This is a genomic window from Gemmatimonas sp., from assembly GCF_041689975.1.
In the GTDB taxonomy this organism is placed as follows: domain Bacteria; phylum Gemmatimonadota; class Gemmatimonadetes; order Gemmatimonadales; family Gemmatimonadaceae; genus Gemmatimonas.
The window spans coordinates 1-20,967 of the sequence record NZ_JBDNFF010000385.1 but is presented as its reverse complement, the minus strand read 5'-3'; the positions used below and the strand labels follow the sequence as shown (position 1 = coordinate 20,967).

The following is a 20,967-nucleotide window of genomic DNA, read 5'->3' as shown; positions in this document are numbered from 1 at the left end:
TGCTCCAGTCGCCGTCAGCTGTTGTGCAACGATCGCCGACCTCACCGGCGATAGACATACGAGCTGAAGCAGCACGAGCATGCAATTCTTTTCAACCTTCGCTGCACGGCGCGTCCCACGTGCATCATGCTTTGCATAGCTGCCTTATCAGTAAAATCCCCGCCATTCGTGCAGAGAACGAGCAGAATCGGCTCGCCGTGCTGTTCTTCGCGAGCCTTCGCGCTCTTCGCGGACTTCGCGCGAACTGCGGTGCGTGCGGCGGCCTCGGAGCGGTCGGACAGCAGGCTGGTTCGCGCGAACCTCTCGGAGCACGCGAAGAGGCGCGAAGCTCGCGGAGCACGCGAAGAACAGCGAAACGGATCGAGGCGGGTGTCGCGTCGGCGAACGGCATGCGAAAGGGACGATACCACGGCTTACCCCTCAACGTCTAGCGTTCCCAGACGTAGCTTTCGTGAAGCCTTTCGTCCCGCCCCTCCTCACGACCCTTGAGATGATTCGCCGAACACTCTTCCTCTCGATCTCGGCGGCCTGCGCCGCACTACCGCTTGGCCTCCCGTTGGGCGCCCAAGCCAAGCCCGCCACCGCATCGGCTCGCGCGGTCGCCAAGCCCGTTTTGAAGGCGCCGTCCGCACCGATGATGGCCTCGGCGGACCCCGCACTGTTCAAGGGGCTCAGCTACCGTCTGGTGGGTCATTCCCGCGGTGGTCGCGTGACCTCGGTGACCGGTGTGCCGTCGCAGCCGAAGACGTTCTATGCCGGCGTGGCCAGTGGTGGCGTGATGCGCACGACGAACGGCGGTGAATCGTGGGATTTCATCACCGACAACAAGATCCCCCTCGGCTCGATCGGTTCGATCGCCGTGGCGGAGTCGAATCCGAATATCATTTACGTCGGCACCGGGTCGGACGGCGTGCGCAGCAACGTGTCCACCGGTCGCGGCGTGTACAAGAGCGTCGACAATGGCGCGTCGTGGCAGTTCGTAGGCCTCTACGACGCGGGACAGATCGGCGCCGTGCGGATCCACCCCACCAACCCGGACATCGTTTGGGTGGCGGCTTACGGCGACATCTTCAAGCCCAACAACGAGCGAGGCATCTTCAAGACCACCGACGGCGGCAAGTCGTGGAAGAAGACGCTGTACGTGAGCGACAGCACGGGCGCGATGGATGTCGAGTTGCAGCCAGGCAGTCCGAACGTGGTGTACGCGTGGATGAACCACATCGAGCGGAAGCCGTGGTCGATCATCTCCGGCTCGCGCGAAGGCGGTTTCTACAAGAGCACGAACGGCGGTGATAGCTTCACGAAGATGGTGGGCGGACTGCCGAACCAGATCACCGGCAAGGGCAACCTGGCGGTCACGGCGGCCAACCCGAATCGCCTCTATGCCCTGGTGGAAGCGATGCCGGGCGGCGGGCTCTATCGCTCGGACGACGCCGGCGCGAGCTGGGCGCTCATGAACAGCACGCCGGGGCTGATCACGCGGCCGTTCTACTACACGTCGTTGGGCACGGATCCGTCGAATGCCGACGTGGTGTTCGCCGGCGCCGAGACGTTCTACAAGAGCACAGACGGCGGGAAAACCGTGGCGCCGTTCCGCACGCCGCACGGTGACAATCACGACATCTGGATCAATCCCACCAACAGCAACACGATGGTGCAGGCGAACGACGGCGGCGCCAACGTGTCGTATGACGGCGGTAAAACGTGGAGCTCGCAGGATATCCAGCCCACGGCCGAGTTCTACGGGGTGTGGCTCGACAATCAGTTTCCGTACAAGCTGTATATGGCGCAGCAGGACAACAGCACGTACATCGTGCCGAGCAACAACGACGTCTTCAACATGGGCGCGGTGCGCACGGGCCCGGGCTGCGAAACGGGTCCGATCATTCCGCACCCGAGCGACCGGAATCTCATTCACGGCAACTGCAAGGGGCAGTATGCGCTGATGAACGTGGAAGCCGGCGTGACGAAGAACTACTGGATCGGTGCGCAGTCGTTGTACGGCAACGACGGCGGCGATCTCGAGTACCGTATGCAGCGCACGACGCCGATGGCGTTGTCGCCGCATGATCCGAAAGTGTTGTACTACGGGTCGCAGTACGTGCATCGCACGCGCAACAACGGCGCAACGTGGGAGAAGATCTCTCCCGATCTCACGTGGTTCCCGAAGTGTTGCCAAGGCGGCAGCGGCGAACCGATCACACGTGACGTTACGGGCGAAGAGTTTTACAGCACGTTGTATGCGATTACGGAATCGTCGCTGGAGAAGGGCGTGATCTGGACCGGTTCGAACGACGGCCCGTTCTCGGTCACGCGTAACGACGGCAAGACATGGTCGCGCGTGACGCCGAAGGAGCTCGGTGAAGGTGGCCGCGTGGCTTGGGTCGAGGCGTCGCCGCACCGCAAGGGGTCGGCCTACTTCGCGACGTATCGCTACTTGCTGGGCGACTACAAGCCGTACATCTACCTCACGAACGACTACGGCAAGACGTGGAAGTTGCTTACCGACGGCAAGAACGGCATTCCGGCCGACGCGCCTACGCGCGTAGTGCGCGAGGACCCCGTGCGCGAAGGGTTGCTCTACGCCGGCACCGAGTTCGGCTTGTATATCTCGTTCGATAATGGTGGCCACTGGCAGCCGTTCAATCTGAACATGCCGCAGGTCCCGATCAACGACATCAAGGTGCATCGTGGCGATCTGGTGGTCGCCACGCAGGGCCGTGCGGCGTGGATCATGGACAACATTTCGGCCTTGCAGCAGATCGGTCCGACCACGCAGAGCGAGCCCGTTGTGCTGTTCTCGCCGCGTGACGGCTACCGCACGACCACCACGCCGGCGCTGCTCGGTCCGTCGGTGGATTACTTCCTGGCCAGCGCGCCAGGTGACACCGTGCGCATCGAGATTCTGGATGCTGCGGGCAAGATCGTGAACACGTACAAGAGCGGCATCGTGCCGCAGGCTCCGCGCGCGCGCTTCGGTGGCGAGGATGATCCTGAGGCCGCCATGATGGAAGGCCGTGGTGCGCGCCCGGCGCTGGTGGCGCCGACGGTGAACTTGGTGACCAGAAACGCCGGCATGAACCGCTTCGTGTGGGGCGTGCAGCATTCCAATGGACTCGGCTCGCCGCCGGGCAGCTACACCGTGAAGGTCACCGCCGGTGGCATCACGAAGGCGGTGCCGCTGCGCGTGCGGATCGATCCGCGTCTCGCGGCCGATGGCACGACCGAAGCGGATCTGCAGGCGCAGTACACGCACAACGTGAAGATGCGTGAGATGGTGGCCGACGTGAATGCGCTGCTGGCGCGTGTGAAAACGGCGGAAGCCAAGTACAAGGGGGCAACCGGCGGCGCTGCAGATACCGCGACGAAGGTCAAGGAAGTGAGTGAGATCGTGAACACGCAGCCCATTCGCTACGGCAAGCCGGGGCTGCAGGCACACATCACGTATCTCGCCGGCATGACGGCGCGTGCCGACCAGAAAGTCGGGCAGGACGCGTACGAGCGGTACACGTTCCTGCGCAAAGAGTTGGAAGCGGCGAAGGCCAAGCTCGATCGCGCGATCGGGCCGGCCACGCGCATGTAATCGCCATCGATGCTCGAGGCCAGTCGCAAGTTGATCGGAGACAGCGTGCCGGGGACCGCCGGCGCGCACTCCCGAGTGCACTCGCCCGATGTGCGCGTGGCGGCGTGCGCGTTGTTGGTGGAGCTGGCCTGCGCCGATGGGGCGTTCAGCGAGGCCGAGCAGGTGCGTATTATAGAGATTCTGCAGCGCCACTTCGGTGTCAACGAAGCAGGAGCCCGTGCAATGCTGGCCGATGCTGCGGCCGCGAATCATCACGCGGTGGACCACTTCGTATTCACGCGCCAGGTGGTGAAGGACTACGATGTCGCGCAGCGCATCGTGCTGGCAGAGCTGATGTGGCAGGTCGCGCTGGCCGACGGCGCCTTGGACAGTCAGGAGTCGTACGTCATGCGGAAGCTGGCCAGCCTGCTGCAACTGGAACCGGCATTCCTGGCCCAGGCACGGATGAAGGCGGAGTAACAAGGAACCCTTCCGGGCTACACCGGGGTAATCTTCGCAGCTGTCTCACGTACCACTCAACTCTTTCCCGACCTACCGAACACTATGACGATTTCCCGTACGCTTCGTCGCGGCGCATATGCCGTTGCCGCGCTTTCGCTGATCTCCGTATCCGCCTCGGCCCAAGCGGCCGGCGGCATGGCTGGCATGAAGATGGACGCGCAGCCTAAGGCGCCCGCCTCGCCCCGCGACTCGGTGATCACCACCGTGGCCGGCTCGAATATCAACGTGAACTACGGCCGCCCGTCCAAGCGTGGCCGCGTGCTGTTCAACGGCCTCGGTGACATGAAGTGGGGCACGGTGTGGCGCACCGGTGCCAACGAAGCCACGCACTTCACCACCAGCAAGCCGCTGGCGTTCGGCGCCGTCACCGTGCCCGCCGGTACCTACACACTGTTCACGAAGCTCGAAGAGAGCGGGAAGTGGGAACTGATCGTGAACAAGCAGACGAAGCAGTGGGGCACCGACTACGACATGAAGCAGGATCTGGTGCGCATTCCGATGACGGTGACCAGCAACAACGCGGTCGTCGAGAAGATGGAGATCATGGTGAAGCCGATGGCCAAGGGCGGCGAGATCATTGTGGCGTGGGATAATTACAAGGCGATCGCGGCGTTTACGGCCAAGTAAGGAGTACGGAGTCGGGAGTACGGAGACGGGGGTATGAAGCGATTTCGCTTCGTACCCCCGTTTGCTCTCCGTACCCCTCACTCCCGACTCCCTACTTCGCTGTTAATGTCCAATCGCCCCCGCATCCCTGTCTCTTGGGTCCGCCGCACCCTGCCGTACGCCCTTCGCGTTCACGAAGATCGAATGCGCGGTGCCCTGATTGCCGCCGAGCCGCACGGTGTGGCCCATCGCTTCCAGTGCTTTCACGGTTTCCGGTGAGGTGCCGTTGCGCTCGATGGTGACTACGTTCGGCAACCACTGATGGTGCAAGCGCGGCGCATTCACGGCGTCCTGCACGGGCATCTGAAAGTCGATCAGATTGAGGACGACTTCCATGACGGTGTTGATGATCGTGCGGCCGCCCGGACTGCCCACGACGGCCACCAGCTTGCCGTCTTTCGCGAGAATCATCGGCGTCATGCTCGAGAGCATGCGCTTGCCGGGTTGCGCGATGTTGGGCTTCGTACCGACCAGCCCCGTGCTATCGGTGAGTCCGGGCTTGCCGTTGAAATCGCCCATCTCGTTGTTCAGCAGGAAGCCGGCGCCGTCTACCACTGCGCCTAAGCCGTAGCCGGCTTCGAGCGTATACGTGACCGATACCGCCATGCCGTCTTTGTCGACTACGGAGTAGTGCGTGGTCTCGTCGCTCTCGTAGCCCTGCGCCACATCGGCCGGCGACGACGGTGACGCCTTGTCTTTCATGATCGTGCTACGCAGTTCGGTCGCGTACGCCTTGCTCATCAGCTTCTCGAGCGGCGGCTTCGTGAAGTCGGGATCGCCCAGGTACAGCGCGCGATCGCGGAAGGCGCGCCGCATGCTTTCGGCGAGGTAGTGTACGTACTGCGGCGAGTTGTGACCCAGGCTCTTGAGGTCGTACCCTTCGAGAATGTTCAGCATTTCGATCATCGCTGTACCACCGGAACTCGGCGGCGGCATCGAGATGATCTCATAGCCGCGGTAGGTTCCCGTCACGGCCGCGCGTTCGGCGGGCTGGTACGCGGCCAGGTCGGCCTCGTTGATCAGTCCACCGTGCTTCGTCATTTCATCGGCGATCAGCTTGGCGGTGGAGCCTTTGTAGAAGCCGTCGCGCCCCTGATCCCGCACGCGGGTGAGCGTCTGCGCGAGATCACCCAGCACCAGCTTCTCGCCAGCCGCGTAAGGCTGGCCATTTTTGTAGTAGGCCGCGATCGAAGCGGGGTACATCGCGAGCTTGTTGCGCGTACCGGCCAGCGACGCGGCCAAGCCCGAGGGAATCTCGAAACCATCACCGGCCAGCTTCACAGCGGGGTCGACCAGCTTCGCCCATGACGCCTTACCGTACTTCTGGTGCGCGAGCGCGAAGCCGGCCACGGTACCCGGAACACCCACACTTTTGTGCGAGTTGTGGTGAATGCGCGAGGAGTAGGCGCCGGTGCTGTCGGTGAACATCTCCGGCGTGGCACGCGACGGCGCTTTCTCGCGGAAGTCGATCGTGGTCGTCCGGCCGTCGGGAAAGCGGACCACCATGAACCCGCCGCCGCCGATGTTGCCAGCGGTGGGGTAGGTGACCGCCAGCGCGAAGCCGGTGGCGACGGCGGCGTCGATGGCGTTGCCACCGTTGGCCAGCACGTCACGGCCCGCCTGGCTGGCGATGGCGCTGGCGGAGACCACCATGCCCTTGGGGGCATCAATGGCGGCGCGTGGGGCCCGCGCGGCGGCGGGTTCCTGGGCGCCAAGAGTACCGGCGAAGGCCAACGGCGCGGCCGCGAGCCAGATGGCTAGCGGAGCGAACGATGCGACGCGTTGGCGACGGCGCTGGCAGGAATGAACAGAGGGGGCCATGGGAACGCGGATGGAGTGGACGGCGTGCACCGAGCTAAGCCGGCGTTCGCTACGCCGCTACTCCAGAATACGTTCCGAATTCGACGAGCGTTACCTGTCGCGTGCAGCGCACCCGGTTGAACGTCGATACTATATAGAGTATCGTCATAATATGTACAATATCCGAGCTGTTGGTCGCATGGTTCAGGAAGCGCGACAGCTCGCGCATCTCACGCAGCGTGAGCTGGCTGAGCGCGTTGGCACGTCGCAATCGGCCATCGCGAAGCTTGAGCAAGGCGACGCCAACCCCACCATCGACACGCTCGCACGGTGTACGGAGGCCGCGGGCTTGACGGTACAGCTCACGCTCGTCCCGCTGCCCGTCGCGGACGCGGTCGTGGCGATATACAAGCGTGACGTGGATCGCACGCTGTTGCGCGAGAATCTGCTGAAGTCCGTGCACGAACGACTTCGCTCGCTCGGCGAATGGCAGGCCGATCTGCACGGGCTGCAGCATGCGGTCACGCGCGCGCGGTCGAAAAAAGTTGCGGAAGCCCGGCCGAGCCCTGAGCACAAGAACCGGGAAAAGCCATGACGCAACTCGAGCGACTGCTCACCGCACTACACCACGCGGGCGTCGAGTTCATCATCGTGGGCGGAGTGGCCGCGCGGGCGCACGGCTCGTCGCGACTCACGGATGATCTCGACGTGTCATATGCGCGGTCGCCGGCGAATCTCGAGCGGCTCGTTCAGGCGCTCGCTCCGTTCGCGCCGTATCTACGCGGCGCACCGCCTGGTTTGCCGTTCGACTGGTCGGTGGCCACGCTGCGTGCTGGGCTCAATTTCACGCTCACCACCACGACCGGCGCCATCGACTTACTTGGCGAGATCACCGGCGGTGGTCAGTACGACACGTTGGTGCCACATACGATCTCGGTCACGGCGTTCGGTCTCGACCTGCAACTGCTCGACTTACCTTGGCTTATTCGCGTGAAACGCGCTGCGGGACGACCGAAGGATCTCGAGGTGATCGCTGAACTGGAAGCGTTGCAGGAAGAGATGGATTGACGCCCCTAGGCGGGAGGCGGCGGCCTGTCCGGAACCCGCAAGCGGGGCAGGCAAGCCTCGAGAGTGGCACCATTGCGCCAACCTGATTATGCTTAATGGCTCCCCTAGCACGGGGACCTGGGTGCGGGTCGGAAACGCCGACTTCGCGACGAGCCCGGAACGCCGGTAGCCCTGCAAAGAGCAAAACGCTGGCGAGCTGTCCAAACTGTCCGAACTGAGATTATCACATGGCCGTCAAGATCCGTCTCCGCCGCGAAGGCCGGAAGAAGACCCCGATGTACCGTATCGTCATTGCTGATTCGAAGGCGCCGCGCGACGGCCGTTTTATCGAAATCATCGGACAGTACCAGCCGCAGCTCGGCGAGAATGCGCTCAACCTCAAGCATGATCGCGTCGAGTACTGGATGAACGTCGGCGCCCTGCCCACCGACACCGTGCGCTCGCTGCTCCGCCGCGCCGGCATCCTCAAGTCGCGCCACGAAGCCCGTTTGGCGGCCAAGCTCCAGGCCAACGCGGTCGCTCTCCCCGAGGCGTGATCTGCCTGATTATGTGATTGTCGGCAAGGTGCGTCGTGCGCATGGTGTGCGCGGTGCCTGGGCCGTCGAGTCGCTATCTGCGGCGCCGGACGTGATTTTCACGGCCGGCGTTGTCATTTATGCGGGGGACCGGAAGGGCGAGATCAGCGGTGATCCCACCGCTGCCGTGCTGCACATCGAAGACGGCCGTCCGATGAACAACGACTGGCTGGTACGTGTCAGTGAAGTGACGGATCGCGATATCGCCGAGTCGTGGCGCGGCCGCTACCTGCTGGCCGATACCGCCGACATGCCCGAGCCTGACGACGACGAGATATACATCTTCGCGCTCATCGGCATGCAGGTCGAGGTGGAGGGCCAAGGCCACGTGGGCGTGGTGCGCGATGTGTACGACGCGCCGCAAGGGCTTATTCTCGAGGTCGAGACCGCGACCGGTCGTCCGCTCGTGCCTTGGCATCCCGAGATCATCGAGCGCCTGGACGAAGATCGCAACACGATTGTGCTCAAGCCGCTCGACGGCCTGCTCGACCACTAACGCGTTCACCCGAGCGTTATCCGTGCTACGCATCAACGTCGTGACGATCTTCCCCGAGTTTTTTGCGGGGCCGCTGTCGATCAGCATTCCGGCCAAGGCCGCCGGTACCGGTGGCGTGGCGTACAACGTGATCGACCTGCGGGCGTTCACCTACGACCGGCACCGCACCGTGGACGACTCTCCCTTCGGCGGCGGTCCCGGCATGGTGATGAAGCCCGGACCGTTTTTCGAAGCCGTAGAGTCGGCGCAGGCGAAGGCGCCGATCGTGCTCTTGTCACCGCGCGGGCGTCGCTTCTCGCATGCCGATGCCGTGCGTTTCGCGGCCGGCACCGAACTCACGCTGCTCTGCGGGCACTACAAGGACATCGACGAGCGCGTGGCCACACATCTGGCCACCGAAGAACTCTCGCTTGGCGACTTCGTACTGAGCGGAGGCGAACCGGCGGCACTCGCCATCATCGATGCCACGGTGCGACTGCTTCCGGGCGCGATGGGTGACATCGAGAGCGCGCGCACCGATTCGTTCTACGATCGTGGCATCAGTGCGCCGAGTTACACGCGGCCGGCCGAGTACCGTGGCTTTTCCGTGCCCGACGTGTTGGTGGGCGGCAACCATGCGAAAGTGGCGGCGTGGCGCGACGATGTGAGCCTGCAGCGCACACGGGAGGCCGAGGCGCGCGACCGCGAGGCGTGGACTGCGCGCGAGGCGGACATCGCGGCGCGCGAGGCGGTGATCGCCGAGGCGGAACGTGGGCAGGCGGCGAAAGCGGCGAAGAAAGCGCGCGAGAAAGCGGCGAAGGCTCGTGTTCGCGAGCGGGCGGCGAGAAAGAGTGCATCCGATGCAACGGAGTCGGAATGAGCCTGCGCGTCTTCGTGACTGGTGGCACGTTCGACAAGGAGTACGACGAGCTGACCGGCACGCTGCGCTTCGACGCCACGCATGTCGAGGAGATGCTGCGGCGGGGCCGCTGCATGCTCGACGTACAGGTCGACGTCCTGATGATGATCGACAGCCTCGAAATGAAAGAGTCACATCGCCATCGCATCGTCGATGCGTGCGTGAGTTGCGCGGAAACGCAGATCGTGATCACGCATGGCACCGATACGATGGTGGAAACAGCGGCGGTGATCGCGGCCGCTGTGACGACCAAGACCATCGTGCTCACCGGGGCAATGGTGCCCTATGCCTTCGGCAGCTCCGACGGACTGTTCAACCTCGGCAGCGCCCTCAGTTACGTGCAGTCGCTCGCGCCCGGTGTCTACGTGGCTATGAACGGTCGGTGCTTTCGCTGGGATGACGTGCGGAAGAACCGTGAGGTCGGTGTATTTGAAGCGCTGGGCGAGGCGTAGCAGAGGTACACAGCGGCGGCTATTCTTCGGGATTCGTTCCCACTCACCACACCGAACTTCACCGGTATCTCCGGCATGGCCAAGATCAAGGTTGTGAACCCCGTCGTCGAGATGGACGGCGACGAGATGACGCGCATCATCTGGCAGTTCATCAAGGACAAGCTCATCCTGCCGTATCTCGACGTTGCACTCGAGTACTACGACCTCGGGATCGAGCACCGCGATGCGACCAACGACCAGGTCACGATCGATTCGGCCGAGGCCACGAAGAAGTACGGCGTGGCGGTGAAATGCGCGACGATCACACCCGATGAAGCCCGCGTGAAGGAGTTCGGGCTCAAGAAGATGTGGAAGAGCCCCAACGGCACCATCCGCAACATCCTGGGCGGCGTGATCTTCCGCGAGCCGATCATCATCTCGAATATCCCGCGCCTCGTGCCAGGGTGGACCAAGCCGATCGTGGTAGGCCGTCACGCGCACGGCGACCAGTACAAGGCCACCGACTTCAAGGTACCGGGGCCTGGCACGGTCACCATGACGTACACGCCGACCGATGGTAGCGAGCCCATGCAATTCCAGGTGGCCAGTTTCGGCGCCGACGGCGGCGTCGCGATGGGCATGTACAACTTCAATGATTCCATTCGCGACTTCGCGCGCTCGAGCCTCACGTACGGCCTTCAGCGCAACTACCCGGTGTACCTGAGCACCAAGAACACGATCCTGAAAGCGTACGACGGCCAGTTCAAGGATCTGTTCGAGGACGTGTTCAACAACGAGTTCAAGGCCGAATTTGACGCGAAGGGACTCACCTACGAGCATCGCCTGATCGACGACATGGTGGCGTCGGCGCTCAAATGGGAAGGCGGCTACGTGTGGGCGTGCAAGAACTACGACGGCGATGTGCAATCGGACATCGTGGCGCAGGGCTTCGGCTCACTGGGCCTCATGACGAGCGTGCTGCTCTCGCCCGACGGCAAGACGATGGAAGCGGAAGCGGCGCACGGCACGGTCACGCGCCACTACCGCGAGCATCAGAAGGGCAACAAGACGTCGACGAACCCGATCGCCTCGATCTTCGCGTGGACGCGAGGCCTCGCGCATCGCGGCAAGCTCGATGGCACACCGGCGGTCACGGCGTTTGCCGATACGCTGGAGCAGGTGTGCATCGAAGCGGTTGAAGCCGGCGAGATGACGAAGGATCTCGCGATTTTGATTTCGAAGGACACGCCGTATCTGCATACGGAAGCGTTCCTCGACGCCATCGATCGCCGTCTGCAGGCGAAGATGGCGTAAACACGGGCGTCGATTCGCTTTGACGAGGACCTCAAAAGGCAGTAGCATGTGCGCTACGTCCCCCTTCTGAGGTCCTCATGCCTTTCGCCTTCTCTCGAACCGCCGTGACGCTGATCGTCGTGGCGGGTGTGTTTACCGCCGGTGTTGTGTCGCCCGGTGTTGCCGGCGCCCAGCGCGCGCCGGCCAAGGCTTCCAGTCCGGCCGCCGCCACCTCGGCCACCGTTACGCCGGCCGCGTACGCCGCGCTCCCGTGGCGCCATATCGGCCCCGAGGGCAATCGTTTCAGTACCGCCGCGGGCATCGCCGGCGATCCGTCCACGTATTACGTGGGCGCGGCGTCGGGCGGCATCTACAAGACCACCGACGCCGGCGTGCACTGGGCGTCGATCTTCGACGGGCAGTCGGTCATGTCGATGGGGGCGATCGCCGTGGCACCCAGCGACCGGAACGTGGTTTGGGCCGGCACCGGTGAAGCCCACATTCGTAGCCACATCTCGATCGGGCAGGGGATCTTCAAGAGCACCGACGCCGGCGCGACGTGGACGCTGATGGGGCTCGAGAAGACCGGGCGCATCGCGCGGCTGGCGATCCATCCGACCAATCCCGACGTCGTGCTGGCCTGCGCGCTGGGCACCGCGTATGGCCCGCAGCAGGAGCGCGGTGTGTTCCGCACCACCGACGGTGGGGGAACGTGGACGCGTGTGCTGTTCGTCGATGAGAACACCGGCTGCAGCGATCTGGCAATGGACCCGTCGAACCCGCGGACCCTGTATGCCGGCATGTGGCAGATCGAGATCCACACCTGGGGACGCACCAGCGGTGGCCCGGGGAGCGGGCTGTTCAAGTCGACCGACGGCGGCGCAACGTGGACGCGACTCATGGGGAACGGACTGCCGGTCAAGCCGGTGGGGAAAGTGGCGCTGGCGATCGCGCCGTCGCAGCCGAAGCGTATTTTCGCCATGATCGAGACGGGCGACGGCGTGCCATGGAACGGCCAGGATACCGAAAGCGGCCAGCTGTGGCGCAGTGAGGATGCTGGCGCCACGTGGACACTGATCAATCGCGATCGCAACGTGATGGGCCGCGCCCACTACTACTCGCGCATGGCGGTCACGCCCGACAACGAGAACGAGATGTACTTTCTGACCGCGTCGTATGCGCGGTCGATCGATGGCGGTCGCTCGCTGACCACGCTCACGGGCCAGCAGGCGCCCGGTGGCGATCACCACGACATCTGGATCGATCCGACCAACGCCGACCGGCAGATCGTGGCGCACGATCAGGGGCTTTCGATCACGACGACGCGCGGACGCACCTGGTTCAAGCAGCGTCTCGACAATGCGCAGATCTATCACGTCACCGTCGACAACAACATTCCGTACAATGTGCTCGGCAACAAACAGGATGAGCCGAGCTACCGCGGGCCGAGCAACAGTCGCGTACAGGGCGGACGCGCCGCGGGCATTTCGCGCGGCATGTGGCATTCGGTGGGCGGTGGGGAAAGTGGTTGGGCCACGCCCGATCCCACCGATCCGAACATCATCTGGAGCACCGCGTCGGGCTCGGGCATGGTGGGCGGCATCGTGGTGCGCTTCGAGGAGAATCGTCGGCAATTCCGTAACGTCGAGGTCTGGCCACAGCAGTCCAATGGCGCCGCCGAGCAGCTCAAATATCGCTTCGTCTGGGATGCGCCGCTGCTCATCTCGCCGCACGATCACAACAGCGTGTATACCGGCAGTCAGCACGTGCATCGCACGCGCGACGGCGGCAACAGCTGGCAGGTGATCAGCCCCGATCTCACGCGCAACGACCGGTCGAAAATGCAGAGCTCGGGCGGTCTCACGCCCGACAACATCGGCGTCGAGTATTCCGGCGTGGTCTACGGCATCGCCGAGTCGCCGAAGCAGAAGGGCGTGATCTGGGTGGGTACCAACGATGGGCTCGTGCAGCTCACGCGCGACGATGGCGCGACGTGGACGAATCTCACGGCCAGCGTGCCCGGCATTCCGTTCTGGGGTTCAGTGCGGTCGATCGCGGCCAGCAAGTGGGATGCAGCGACGGCCTATCTCACGGTCGACGCGCACCAGGAAAACGATCGCGATCCGCACGTGTATCGTACGACCGATTTCGGGAAAAGCTGGACGAAGATCGTGACCGGCATACCGAGGAGCATGCTGAGTTACGCCAAGGTCATCATCGAAGATCCCACGCGTCGTGGCATGCTGTATCTCGGCACCGAGAACGCGATCTACATGAGCTACGACGCCGGTGATCATTGGCTGCCGCTGCAGAACAACCTGCCGCACGCGCCGGTTTCGGGCATCGTCGTGCAAGAGCACTTCAACGATCTGGTAATCTCCACGTACGGGCGCGGCTTCTGGATTCTCGATGACCTCGCACCGCTGCAGCAGCTCGATGCGTCGGTACTGGAGAAGGGTGCGCATCTGTTCCGGCCGCGCGCGGCGTATCGCTATCGCGGCATCACGGCGCCGAGTACGCAGTATGACGACCCCACGGCGGGCGACGATCCGGAATACGGGGCGAGCGTCAACTACTACCTGAAAGCGTCAGCCAAGGCCGCACCCACCGTCGAGATTCTCGATGACGCAGGCATGGTGGTCCGCACGCTTCGTGGTCCGAACACGGCTGGCGTAAATCGCCTGGCCTGGGATCTGCGCGATGAACCGAGTATGGAAGTGCGGCTGCTCACGAGCCCGCTGTACGCCGAGCACATCGTGGCGGGCCCGCAGGGCCGCACGGCGCCGGGAACCAGTCGTCTGTCGATCCTGATGCCACCGGGAGTGTACTCGGTGCGCCTCACGGTCGATGGCACGGCGCAGACGCAGCCGCTCGAGGTGCGCAAGGATCCGAACAGCGGCGGCACCGAGGCCGAGATCGCGGCACAGGTGGCGCTGCTGTCAGGCATCAAGCAGCAGCTCAACAATGCGGGATCGGCGGTGCATCGCGTGGAGTCGGTGCGCCTGCAGCTGCAGCAAGTGCAGCGTCTCGCGACTGACGCGGAGGTCGTGCGCGCTATTCGCGCGCTCGATACGAAGCTCCTTGAAGTCGAGATGAAGCTCGTGGACTTGCGACAGACCGGTCAGGGGCAGGACGGCGTGCGCTTCGGCTCGATGCTGATCTCGAAGATGGGGTACCTCGCGAACGGCATGTCGAGTTCCGACTTCACGCCGACCACGCAGCATGTCGAAGTGGACGGGATTCTGCGGCAGCAACTCAGGCAGCATCTCGCCGCAATCGACGGTGCACTGGCGAGTGAGCTGGCTCCATTGAATGCGCAGCTGGATGCGAAAGGGCTGCCGAAGGTCGTGGATCGGGCAGGGCCAACGCTGCGCATCGTGCCGTAGCGTTCATTACGGTTCATTGCAGTGGCGCACGCGGCGGGACCGTTCACACGGGCCCGCCGCGTTTCCTTGTCCGCTATTTGGCGAGCGCCTTCACGACGGCACTGAGCGCCGTCACACGCTCCGCCTCTGGGCTGGCAGCGGCATCGTTGTCGAGCTGCGTGGCGAGCGCGTTCAACGCCGTCACGCGCTTGTCGCCCTTGGCTTTCTCGGCCGAGGCCAGCTGCGCCACCACGCCATCGAGCCACGCCTTGGGCACCGCGCTATTCCGGGCCATCTGATCGGTGTAGGCGCGCGCCACCACGAACGCCGCCGGCCACACGGCCTGCGGCTGTTCCTGCGCGTTGAAGTACGAGTACTTCACCAGTTTGGCGGCGTCGAGTTCGTTCCTGGAGATGTGCTCGCTGGGGGTGAGCTCCCACACATCGAGGCCACGGGAGATCTCCGACCCATAAATCAGACCGTTGTACCAGTAGGCCGACCAATGGCCGCCTCCAACGAGCGCAGTAGAGTCCATCGGGCCACGGTCGAAGAACGCGATTTCGTACGCGCGGTACGGGTCGGTCCAGTCGAATACGTTGATACCGCCCTGATACCACGACTGCACCATCACTTCGCGACCGGGAATCGGAATCAGTGAACCGTTGTGTGCGACGCAATTTTCCTGGCTCGTCTGCGGGGCGGGCATCTTGAAGTAGCTCTTGAAATCGAGCTTGTCGCCGTTGCGCACGAAGATCGCGTCGGCCCCCCACTCCTTCTTGTCCGTGGCACGGCAACGCGGTGAACTACCGCCGCCCCATTCGTCGGAAAACAGCACCTTGCTGCCGTCGTTGCTGAACGTGGCGGAATGCCACGCCGACATGTTCGTGTCGGAGGCGGCGTAGATGCGCTTCGGATTCTTGATGTCACGGATGTCGAGCAGAATGCCGTAACCGCTGCAGGCCCCGCCAGCCAGGCCAACCGCGGGATAGGCGGTGATGTCATGACACTGCGTGGGACCGCCGCGCCCCGCGACCGACGGACGCGCCGGGGCGCCGGCCGGACGTTCACGACGATCGGCGGCGGCATCACCGTGGCGCGTGGCTTCGGTCAGTCCTTCGAAGATGCGCGGCGAGCTCACAATCGCCGCGGCAGCCGGGTTCTTGACCGGCACCTGGATCACTTCGATGCGGAACAGTGAAGAGTTTGGATCAATGTCGGGGTTGGTGGCCGAGCATCCTGCCAGCTCTTGGTTGGAGCGTACACCGGCTGAACCGGACACGTAGATGTACACGTTCTCCGGATCCTTGGGATCGGTCACCAGCGTATTGGTGTGCGAGCCTCGGCAAGTCTGCACCGTGGTGATCGTGCGCGGGTGCTCGATGTCGCTGATGTCGATGATACGAATGCCACGTGCGCGATCTTTGCTGACTTCATCCTGCACTCCGCCCAACCCACAGTCGACGCGTCCACTCACGGCTTCCGCAGACACGAACAGGAGATTGCCGAACACCGTGACGTCACTCTGCGAGCCGGGGCACACGAAAGCAGCGCGCAGTTTGAGCTTGCGGGGATTGCCGATGTCCCACACCTGCCAGCCACTGTAGTTGCCTTGGAAGACGAGGTTCCCGCTGAAGGCGAGATCGGAGTTCTTGAGCCGCGCGTCGCCGGGCGTGCTCATGTTGAGGAACGACTCCGAGGGCTTGGTGGTCGAGACGAGCTTGATGTTCCAAGCCGTTTCTTCCGCGTCGAACCAGCCGGCCTTGAGGCCGACGCGCGGGTCGGGCGTGGGTTGCGCGTGCACGTTCGTGGAAGCCGCGGTACTGCCGGCGATCAGCAGCGCAGCGCCGAGCAGCGATCGTAGTGGCGTTTGCATTGGAGAGAGTAGTAAGGGTGAACGGGGCGTGCAAAACGAGCACGGACTACGGACGCGAGCGAGCCTTGAGCAGCAGTTCCATGCGATCGATTTCCGTACTTTGGTCGGCCACCACATCGGAGACGAACTTGAAGACGTCGTCATCGTTGGCGGCGCCTTTCGCGCTCATGAGTTCATCGACCATGCTGATCGCGCCCTTGTGGTGCTGGATCATGAACGTCAGGAAGTACCAGTCGAACGCCCGACCTTTGGCCGTTTTCAGCGTATCCATCTGCGCGGGTGAGAGCATGCCGGGCATCATGCCGCCGGATGCATCGCCGCCCATCGTCGACATATCCATGCCGATGTGATGGGCGTGAGCCATCGCTTCCATGTCACCGGCTGGCATCGTCTGCTTTCGCTTTCCCAACCACGTTTTCATGAAGGCGATTTCGTCGGTCTGCGCCACGGTGATCCGTCCCGCCAGCACGCGGACTTCCGACGTCGCGCCATTCGACTCGGCGAACGACGACATTGTGACGGCCTGCGCATGATGACTGATCATCCCCTGCATGAAGGACACATCGGCCTTGGTGTACGGCGGAATACCGCCGTCCTGTGCGGCGAGCTGCGCCGGCGTGAGCGGACGCGACGCGCGCGCGGAGCCGCCCGACGCGCAGGCGCCGAGCAGGGTGAAGGTCGCGAGCAGGGCATAGCTGAGAGTCGCGCGTGCAAGCATGGATCAGGGGAGCGTGAGAGTGGGAAGACCAGCGGCCCTGCGTTTGGCGTTGAAGGCCGCGATGCCGGTGGTGTGCAGCGCGTTCCACTTTGGTAGTACGTCGGCCCCCATGGCGCGCGCTGCGGTACAGGCTGCCACCTGCGTGGCGGTCGGCGCGACGTCGGCGTTGTGCATCGCCATCGCGGCAGAAAGCATGGCCGTGCTCGCGCTTTCGAGCGAGGTCACCACAGGCGCCGCGCCGCGACGACGGAAGCCCCGAACATTTCGAGCAGTCGCCGACGACGGCGCGACGGCTTCCATCTGTGCCTTGAGCGCATCGACATCAGCGCCGTTCATGCTGTTCAACTGCGTGATCAGGGCACGGGCGTTCACAAAGGCGCGGTGCGTGTCGACGGCACCGCGGTACATCTCCGTGCTGAGTGCATGCAGGCGGGCCAACGCGGCCGCCGGAGTTTTTACGCGCGGGTCCAGCCGGAGCATGAGCGGCTGCTCGTACCGCTTGCCATTCGCGGTCAGGCGCACGGTATACCGGCCGGGAGGCGCCCACGGCGCGTTCACGACGGGCAGCGTGCGGCCCGGCACGGCGCCGGTGGCATCGTCGTCCCCCTGGGGAATGGCATCTTCCGGCGTGACGGGGTCGAAGTGGAGATCCCAGGTGAAGCGATGCAGTCCCGCGGCGTCGGACAGTACCTGCGGCGGGCCAGGCCAGTAGAGCGGAAGTCCGCAGTACGGTGCGGTCGGCGTTTTCTTGCACACCTCGTTGTAGCCTACGCGGTCGGTGTACGGATGTGGGTCGAGCGCTTTCTGCGCGCTGGAGTACGAGCGCACCAGCGTGCCCGTGGCGTCGAGCACTTCCAGGGTGATCGGCGACGACGCCTTGGCGGGCAGCATGTAGTCGATGAACGCGCCCGACGGAGCGCTTTCCCCCGACGGCATTTCCGGCGGCCACGGCGTGGGATCATTGGTCGCGAAGCGCACCCGGACCGCCGTCGCGGGCGCGAAAAGATAGGCGTCGCGTGCAGCGGCGGCAGCTCGCGCGCGAGCCATCTGACGCAGCGGTGTGACGTTGTCGAGAATGTAGAAACCACGGCCGTGTGTACCGGCGATCAGATCGCTGCACAAGCAGCTGCTGTCATCCTTGATTTGCAGATCGCGCACCGAGATGGCCGGCATGTCGATGCGCAGCGACTCCCAGTGATCGCCGTCGTCGAACGACACCCACACCTGCGTGTCGGTGGCGCCGTACAGCAGCCCCTTCACCTTCGGGTCTTCGCGAATCGAATTGGCCGGCGCATTGCCCGGCAGGCCGTTGCTGATCTCGGTCCACGTGGCACCGCCATCATGCGTGCGGTAAAAGTACGGACGCAAATCGTCGATGCGGAACGTATTGGCGGCGATGTACGCAGTACCGGCATCGAAGTGTCCGGCGTCGATGTTGTAAATGCGCGTCCACGCCTTGAGGGCGCTCGGCGTCACGTTCTTCCACGTGGTACCGCCGTTGGTCGTGACCTGCACCTGTCCGTCGTCGGTACCGGCCCACAGCACGCTCGCGCTGCGTGGCGACGGGGACAACGCCGTGATCGCACCGGCCGGCGCTGGCGTGACACTGCTGGTGTATTTGCCCGCTGTGGTCGGGACGTCCCACGTTTGCCGCGCCAGATCGGGGCTGATGCGTGTCCAGCTCTGTCCGCGATCGAGCGACTTCCAGACCACGTTCGACGCGTAGTACAACAGGTCGGGGTTTACCAGCGAGAAGTGCAACGGCATCGTGCGTACGTTGCGCCCGAAATTCTCGCCATTCGGACCGCGCACCGAGAGGTCGGGGCCGACCAATACGGTCTGTCCAGTGCGACGATCATACTTCGACACGTTCGTGCGCTGGCTGCCGAAGATCACATCGGGATCGCGCGGGTCGGGTGCGGCGATCCCGTACTCCTGAATGTTGACCGGATGCCAATCGTGAAAGGTGATGCGTCCGTCGTCGGAGCGGCTGTTCACGCACGCCGATCCATTGTCCTGTTGTCCGCTGCACACGCGATAGGGAAACGCGTTGTCGGTGGTCACGTGATACATCGCGGCGGTGGGCTGCGTATACCAGTTGCTCCACGAGGCGCCGCGATTTCCGGACACGACGGCTCCTTGGTCGGATACCGTGAAAATAAGATCAGGATTGTTCGGATTCACCCAGATCTTCTGATAGTCGTCGCCACCGGGCGCACCGCGTACGGCCGACCACGTAAGACCGCCATCTTCGGTGCGCCACATGACGGTTGAGGCGCTGTACACGACGTTCTCGTTGCTCGGGTCGACCGTAATCGTGGGCAGGTCACCACCACCGATGCGCGCCAGCGGACGATTGTCAACGAACTTCGGCGCCGCACCGACCGCTGAGCCGGGGCCGTTCACCGCCAGATACCAATGCTCGCCGGCGTCGGTCGATTTGTAGAAGCCGATCGGGCCTGATGCGCCGGCCGCCGAGCCGGCGGGTGGTGCAGCCGCAACCATGGCATACAACACCTTCGTATTGCCGGGCGCGAACGCGATGTTGGCCTGCAATACCGACGGCAGTCCGGCCGTGAGCTGCTTCCAAGTGGTACCACCGTCGGTGGACTTGAAAATACCGTTGCCGCCGCCGCCGAAACCCTGACCTTCAATGAAGCTTTGTTGCTGTTGCCAGAGCGTGGCGTACACGATGTCGGGGTTCTGCGGATCGATGCGCACGTCGTTGGCGCTGGTGTATTCATCTTTGTACAGCACGCGCTGGAACGACGCGCCACCGTCGACGGAGCGGAACACGCCGCGTTCGCTGTTCGGGCCGTACGGATGGCCGAGCGCGGCGACGAACAGCCGATCGGGATTCTTCGGGTCGACATCGACCATCGCGATCATCTGCGATTCACGCAGCCCGAGATGCGCCCACGTTTTTCCGTTGTCGATCGACTTGTACATGCCGTCGCCGACGGCGAGGTCGGGGCGAATGATACCGGCGCCGCTGCCCACATAAATGATGTTCGGATTCGACGGCGCCACGGCGATCGCGCCGATCGAGCCGGTGGACTGGTCGTCGAACAGCGGCACCCAATTCGAGCCGTAGTCGGTCGTCCTCCACACGCCGCCGTTGTCGAAACCGGCGTAGAACACGCTCGGCTGCGTGGGGACACCGGCGAGCGCACGCGCACGACCGGCGCGCAGGGGGCCGATCGCACGCCAGTGCAGCGCGCTGAAGCCCGGATCGGATTGCGCCGGGAGAACTCGCGCAATTGGTGAGAGCGCGCTCGCGAGAGAAAGCGCGAGCGAGCAGCGAGCCTGCAGAGAGCGCGGGAGACGCACGGGAAGCCTGAGCGGAGGGAGGGGGTGCGTGGACCCCTTCAACATGGGGCTGGCAGGCGGCGGCTGCTAGATTCCGCGCGATGACGCGCCCCACACCAGCGACCATTCGAACCGGCTCGATCGCCATCGTGTTGGCGGTCCTCTCTTGGGGGCTGCTGGGCGTGATGTCGCGCGTGGCGATGGCCGATGGCACACCACCGCTCACGATCGCGTTCTGGCGGGCGGCGATTGCGGCGGCGCTGTTCACGGTTCATGCTGCCGTTACGCGCGCTGAACCCCTGCACAGCACCGACCGCCCCGCCGCACTGTTCCTCGGCGTCGCCGGGGTCGCGGTGCTGTACTTCGCGTATCTCAACGCCATCGAGCAGGG

16 protein-coding genes are annotated in these 20,967 nt (G+C 64.1%); 12 read left to right on the top strand and 4 right to left on the bottom strand.

What is annotated here, in order from left to right; genetic code table 11:
• Window positions 1-451 precede the first annotated feature (451 nt).
• The 3 genes from ACESNG_RS22155 (at window position 452) to ACESNG_RS22145 (ending at window position 4,711) form a co-directional block, all read left to right on the top strand.
• Window positions 452-3,583, top strand: coding sequence for a hypothetical protein (locus tag ACESNG_RS22155; protein ID WP_373070899.1), 3,132 nt, complete (start codon window positions 452-454; stop codon window positions 3,581-3,583).
• A gap of 9 nt (window positions 3,584-3,592) precedes the next feature.
• Entirely contained in the window at window positions 3,593-4,042 is a 450-nt protein-coding gene (locus ACESNG_RS22150; protein ID WP_373063893.1) for a TerB family tellurite resistance protein, read from the top strand.
• Window positions 4,043-4,126: 84 nt separating this feature from the next.
• Window positions 4,127-4,711: a DUF2911 domain-containing protein gene (locus ACESNG_RS22145; RefSeq protein WP_373063891.1), complete on the top strand. Its 585-nt coding sequence runs from the start codon at window positions 4,127-4,129 to the stop codon at window positions 4,709-4,711.
• 102 nt (window positions 4,712-4,813) lie between these two features.
• Here the strand turns inward: ACESNG_RS22145 and ggt are convergent, their stop codons facing one another.
• On the bottom strand, window positions 4,814-6,571 hold the full coding sequence (ggt, locus tag ACESNG_RS22140) for a gamma-glutamyltransferase (RefSeq protein WP_373070897.1): 1,758 nt from the start codon (window positions 6,569-6,571) through the stop codon (window positions 4,814-4,816).
• 151 nt (window positions 6,572-6,722) lie between these two features.
• On the opposite strand from ggt, the gene ACESNG_RS22135 reads away from it, so the two are divergent.
• From ACESNG_RS22135 to ACESNG_RS22100, 8 genes are all read left to right on the top strand, one after another.
• Complete coding sequence (locus ACESNG_RS22135) at window positions 6,723-7,145, top strand: helix-turn-helix domain-containing protein (RefSeq protein ID WP_373070895.1); 423 nt, start codon at window positions 6,723-6,725, stop codon at window positions 7,143-7,145.
• A complete protein-coding gene (locus ACESNG_RS22130; protein WP_373063885.1) occupies window positions 7,142-7,618 on the top strand; it encodes a hypothetical protein in 477 nt (158 codons plus the stop codon). Before ACESNG_RS22135 ends, ACESNG_RS22130 begins: the two co-directional genes overlap by 4 nt.
• A 227-nt stretch (window positions 7,619-7,845) precedes the next feature.
• Window positions 7,846-8,154 (top strand): 30S ribosomal protein S16, encoded by a 309-nt coding sequence (gene rpsP / locus ACESNG_RS22125; RefSeq protein WP_373063883.1) that lies wholly within the window; start codon window positions 7,846-7,848, stop codon window positions 8,152-8,154.
• A gap of 13 nt (window positions 8,155-8,167) precedes the next feature.
• The gene (gene rimM, locus ACESNG_RS22120; protein ID WP_373063881.1) at window positions 8,168-8,689 is read left to right on the top strand and encodes a ribosome maturation factor RimM; all 522 of its coding nucleotides are present in this window, start codon (window positions 8,168-8,170) and stop codon (window positions 8,687-8,689) included.
• Window positions 8,690-8,711: 22 nt separating this feature from the next.
• Window positions 8,712-9,548, top strand: coding sequence for a tRNA (guanosine(37)-N1)-methyltransferase TrmD (gene trmD, locus ACESNG_RS22115; RefSeq protein WP_373063879.1), 837 nt, complete (start codon window positions 8,712-8,714; stop codon window positions 9,546-9,548).
• On the top strand, window positions 9,545-10,039 hold the full coding sequence (locus ACESNG_RS22110) for an asparaginase domain-containing protein (RefSeq protein ID WP_373063877.1): 495 nt from the start codon (window positions 9,545-9,547) through the stop codon (window positions 10,037-10,039). Before trmD ends, ACESNG_RS22110 begins: the two co-directional genes overlap by 4 nt.
• 75 nt (window positions 10,040-10,114) lie before the next feature.
• Window positions 10,115-11,332, top strand: coding sequence for an NADP-dependent isocitrate dehydrogenase (locus ACESNG_RS22105; protein ID WP_373070893.1), 1,218 nt, complete (start codon window positions 10,115-10,117; stop codon window positions 11,330-11,332).
• A 77-nt stretch (window positions 11,333-11,409) separates the two neighbouring features.
• A complete protein-coding gene (locus ACESNG_RS22100) occupies window positions 11,410-14,697 on the top strand; it encodes a sialidase (RefSeq protein ID WP_373070891.1) in 3,288 nt (1,095 codons plus the stop codon).
• A 73-nt stretch (window positions 14,698-14,770) separates the two neighbouring features.
• On the opposite strand, the gene ACESNG_RS22095 is transcribed toward ACESNG_RS22100, so the two are convergent.
• From ACESNG_RS22095 to ACESNG_RS22085, 3 genes are read right to left on the bottom strand one after another with little or no spacing between them, the layout of a single operon-like run.
• Complete coding sequence (locus ACESNG_RS22095; protein ID WP_373070889.1) at window positions 14,771-16,549, bottom strand: LVIVD repeat-containing protein; 1,779 nt, start codon at window positions 16,547-16,549, stop codon at window positions 14,771-14,773.
• Between the two features lie 46 nt (window positions 16,550-16,595).
• On the bottom strand, window positions 16,596-17,267 hold the full coding sequence (locus tag ACESNG_RS22090; protein ID WP_373063869.1) for a DUF305 domain-containing protein: 672 nt from the start codon (window positions 17,265-17,267) through the stop codon (window positions 16,596-16,598).
• 3 nt (window positions 17,268-17,270) lie between these two features.
• On the bottom strand, window positions 17,271-20,597 hold the full coding sequence (locus tag ACESNG_RS22085; protein ID WP_373063867.1) for a glycoside hydrolase: 3,327 nt from the start codon (window positions 20,595-20,597) through the stop codon (window positions 17,271-17,273).
• An 80-nt stretch (window positions 20,598-20,677) separates the two neighbouring features.
• Here ACESNG_RS22085 and ACESNG_RS22080 point away from each other — a divergent pair.
• A partial coding sequence (locus tag ACESNG_RS22080; protein ID WP_373070887.1) for an EamA family transporter occupies window positions 20,678-20,967 on the top strand: 290 nt, incomplete at its 3' end.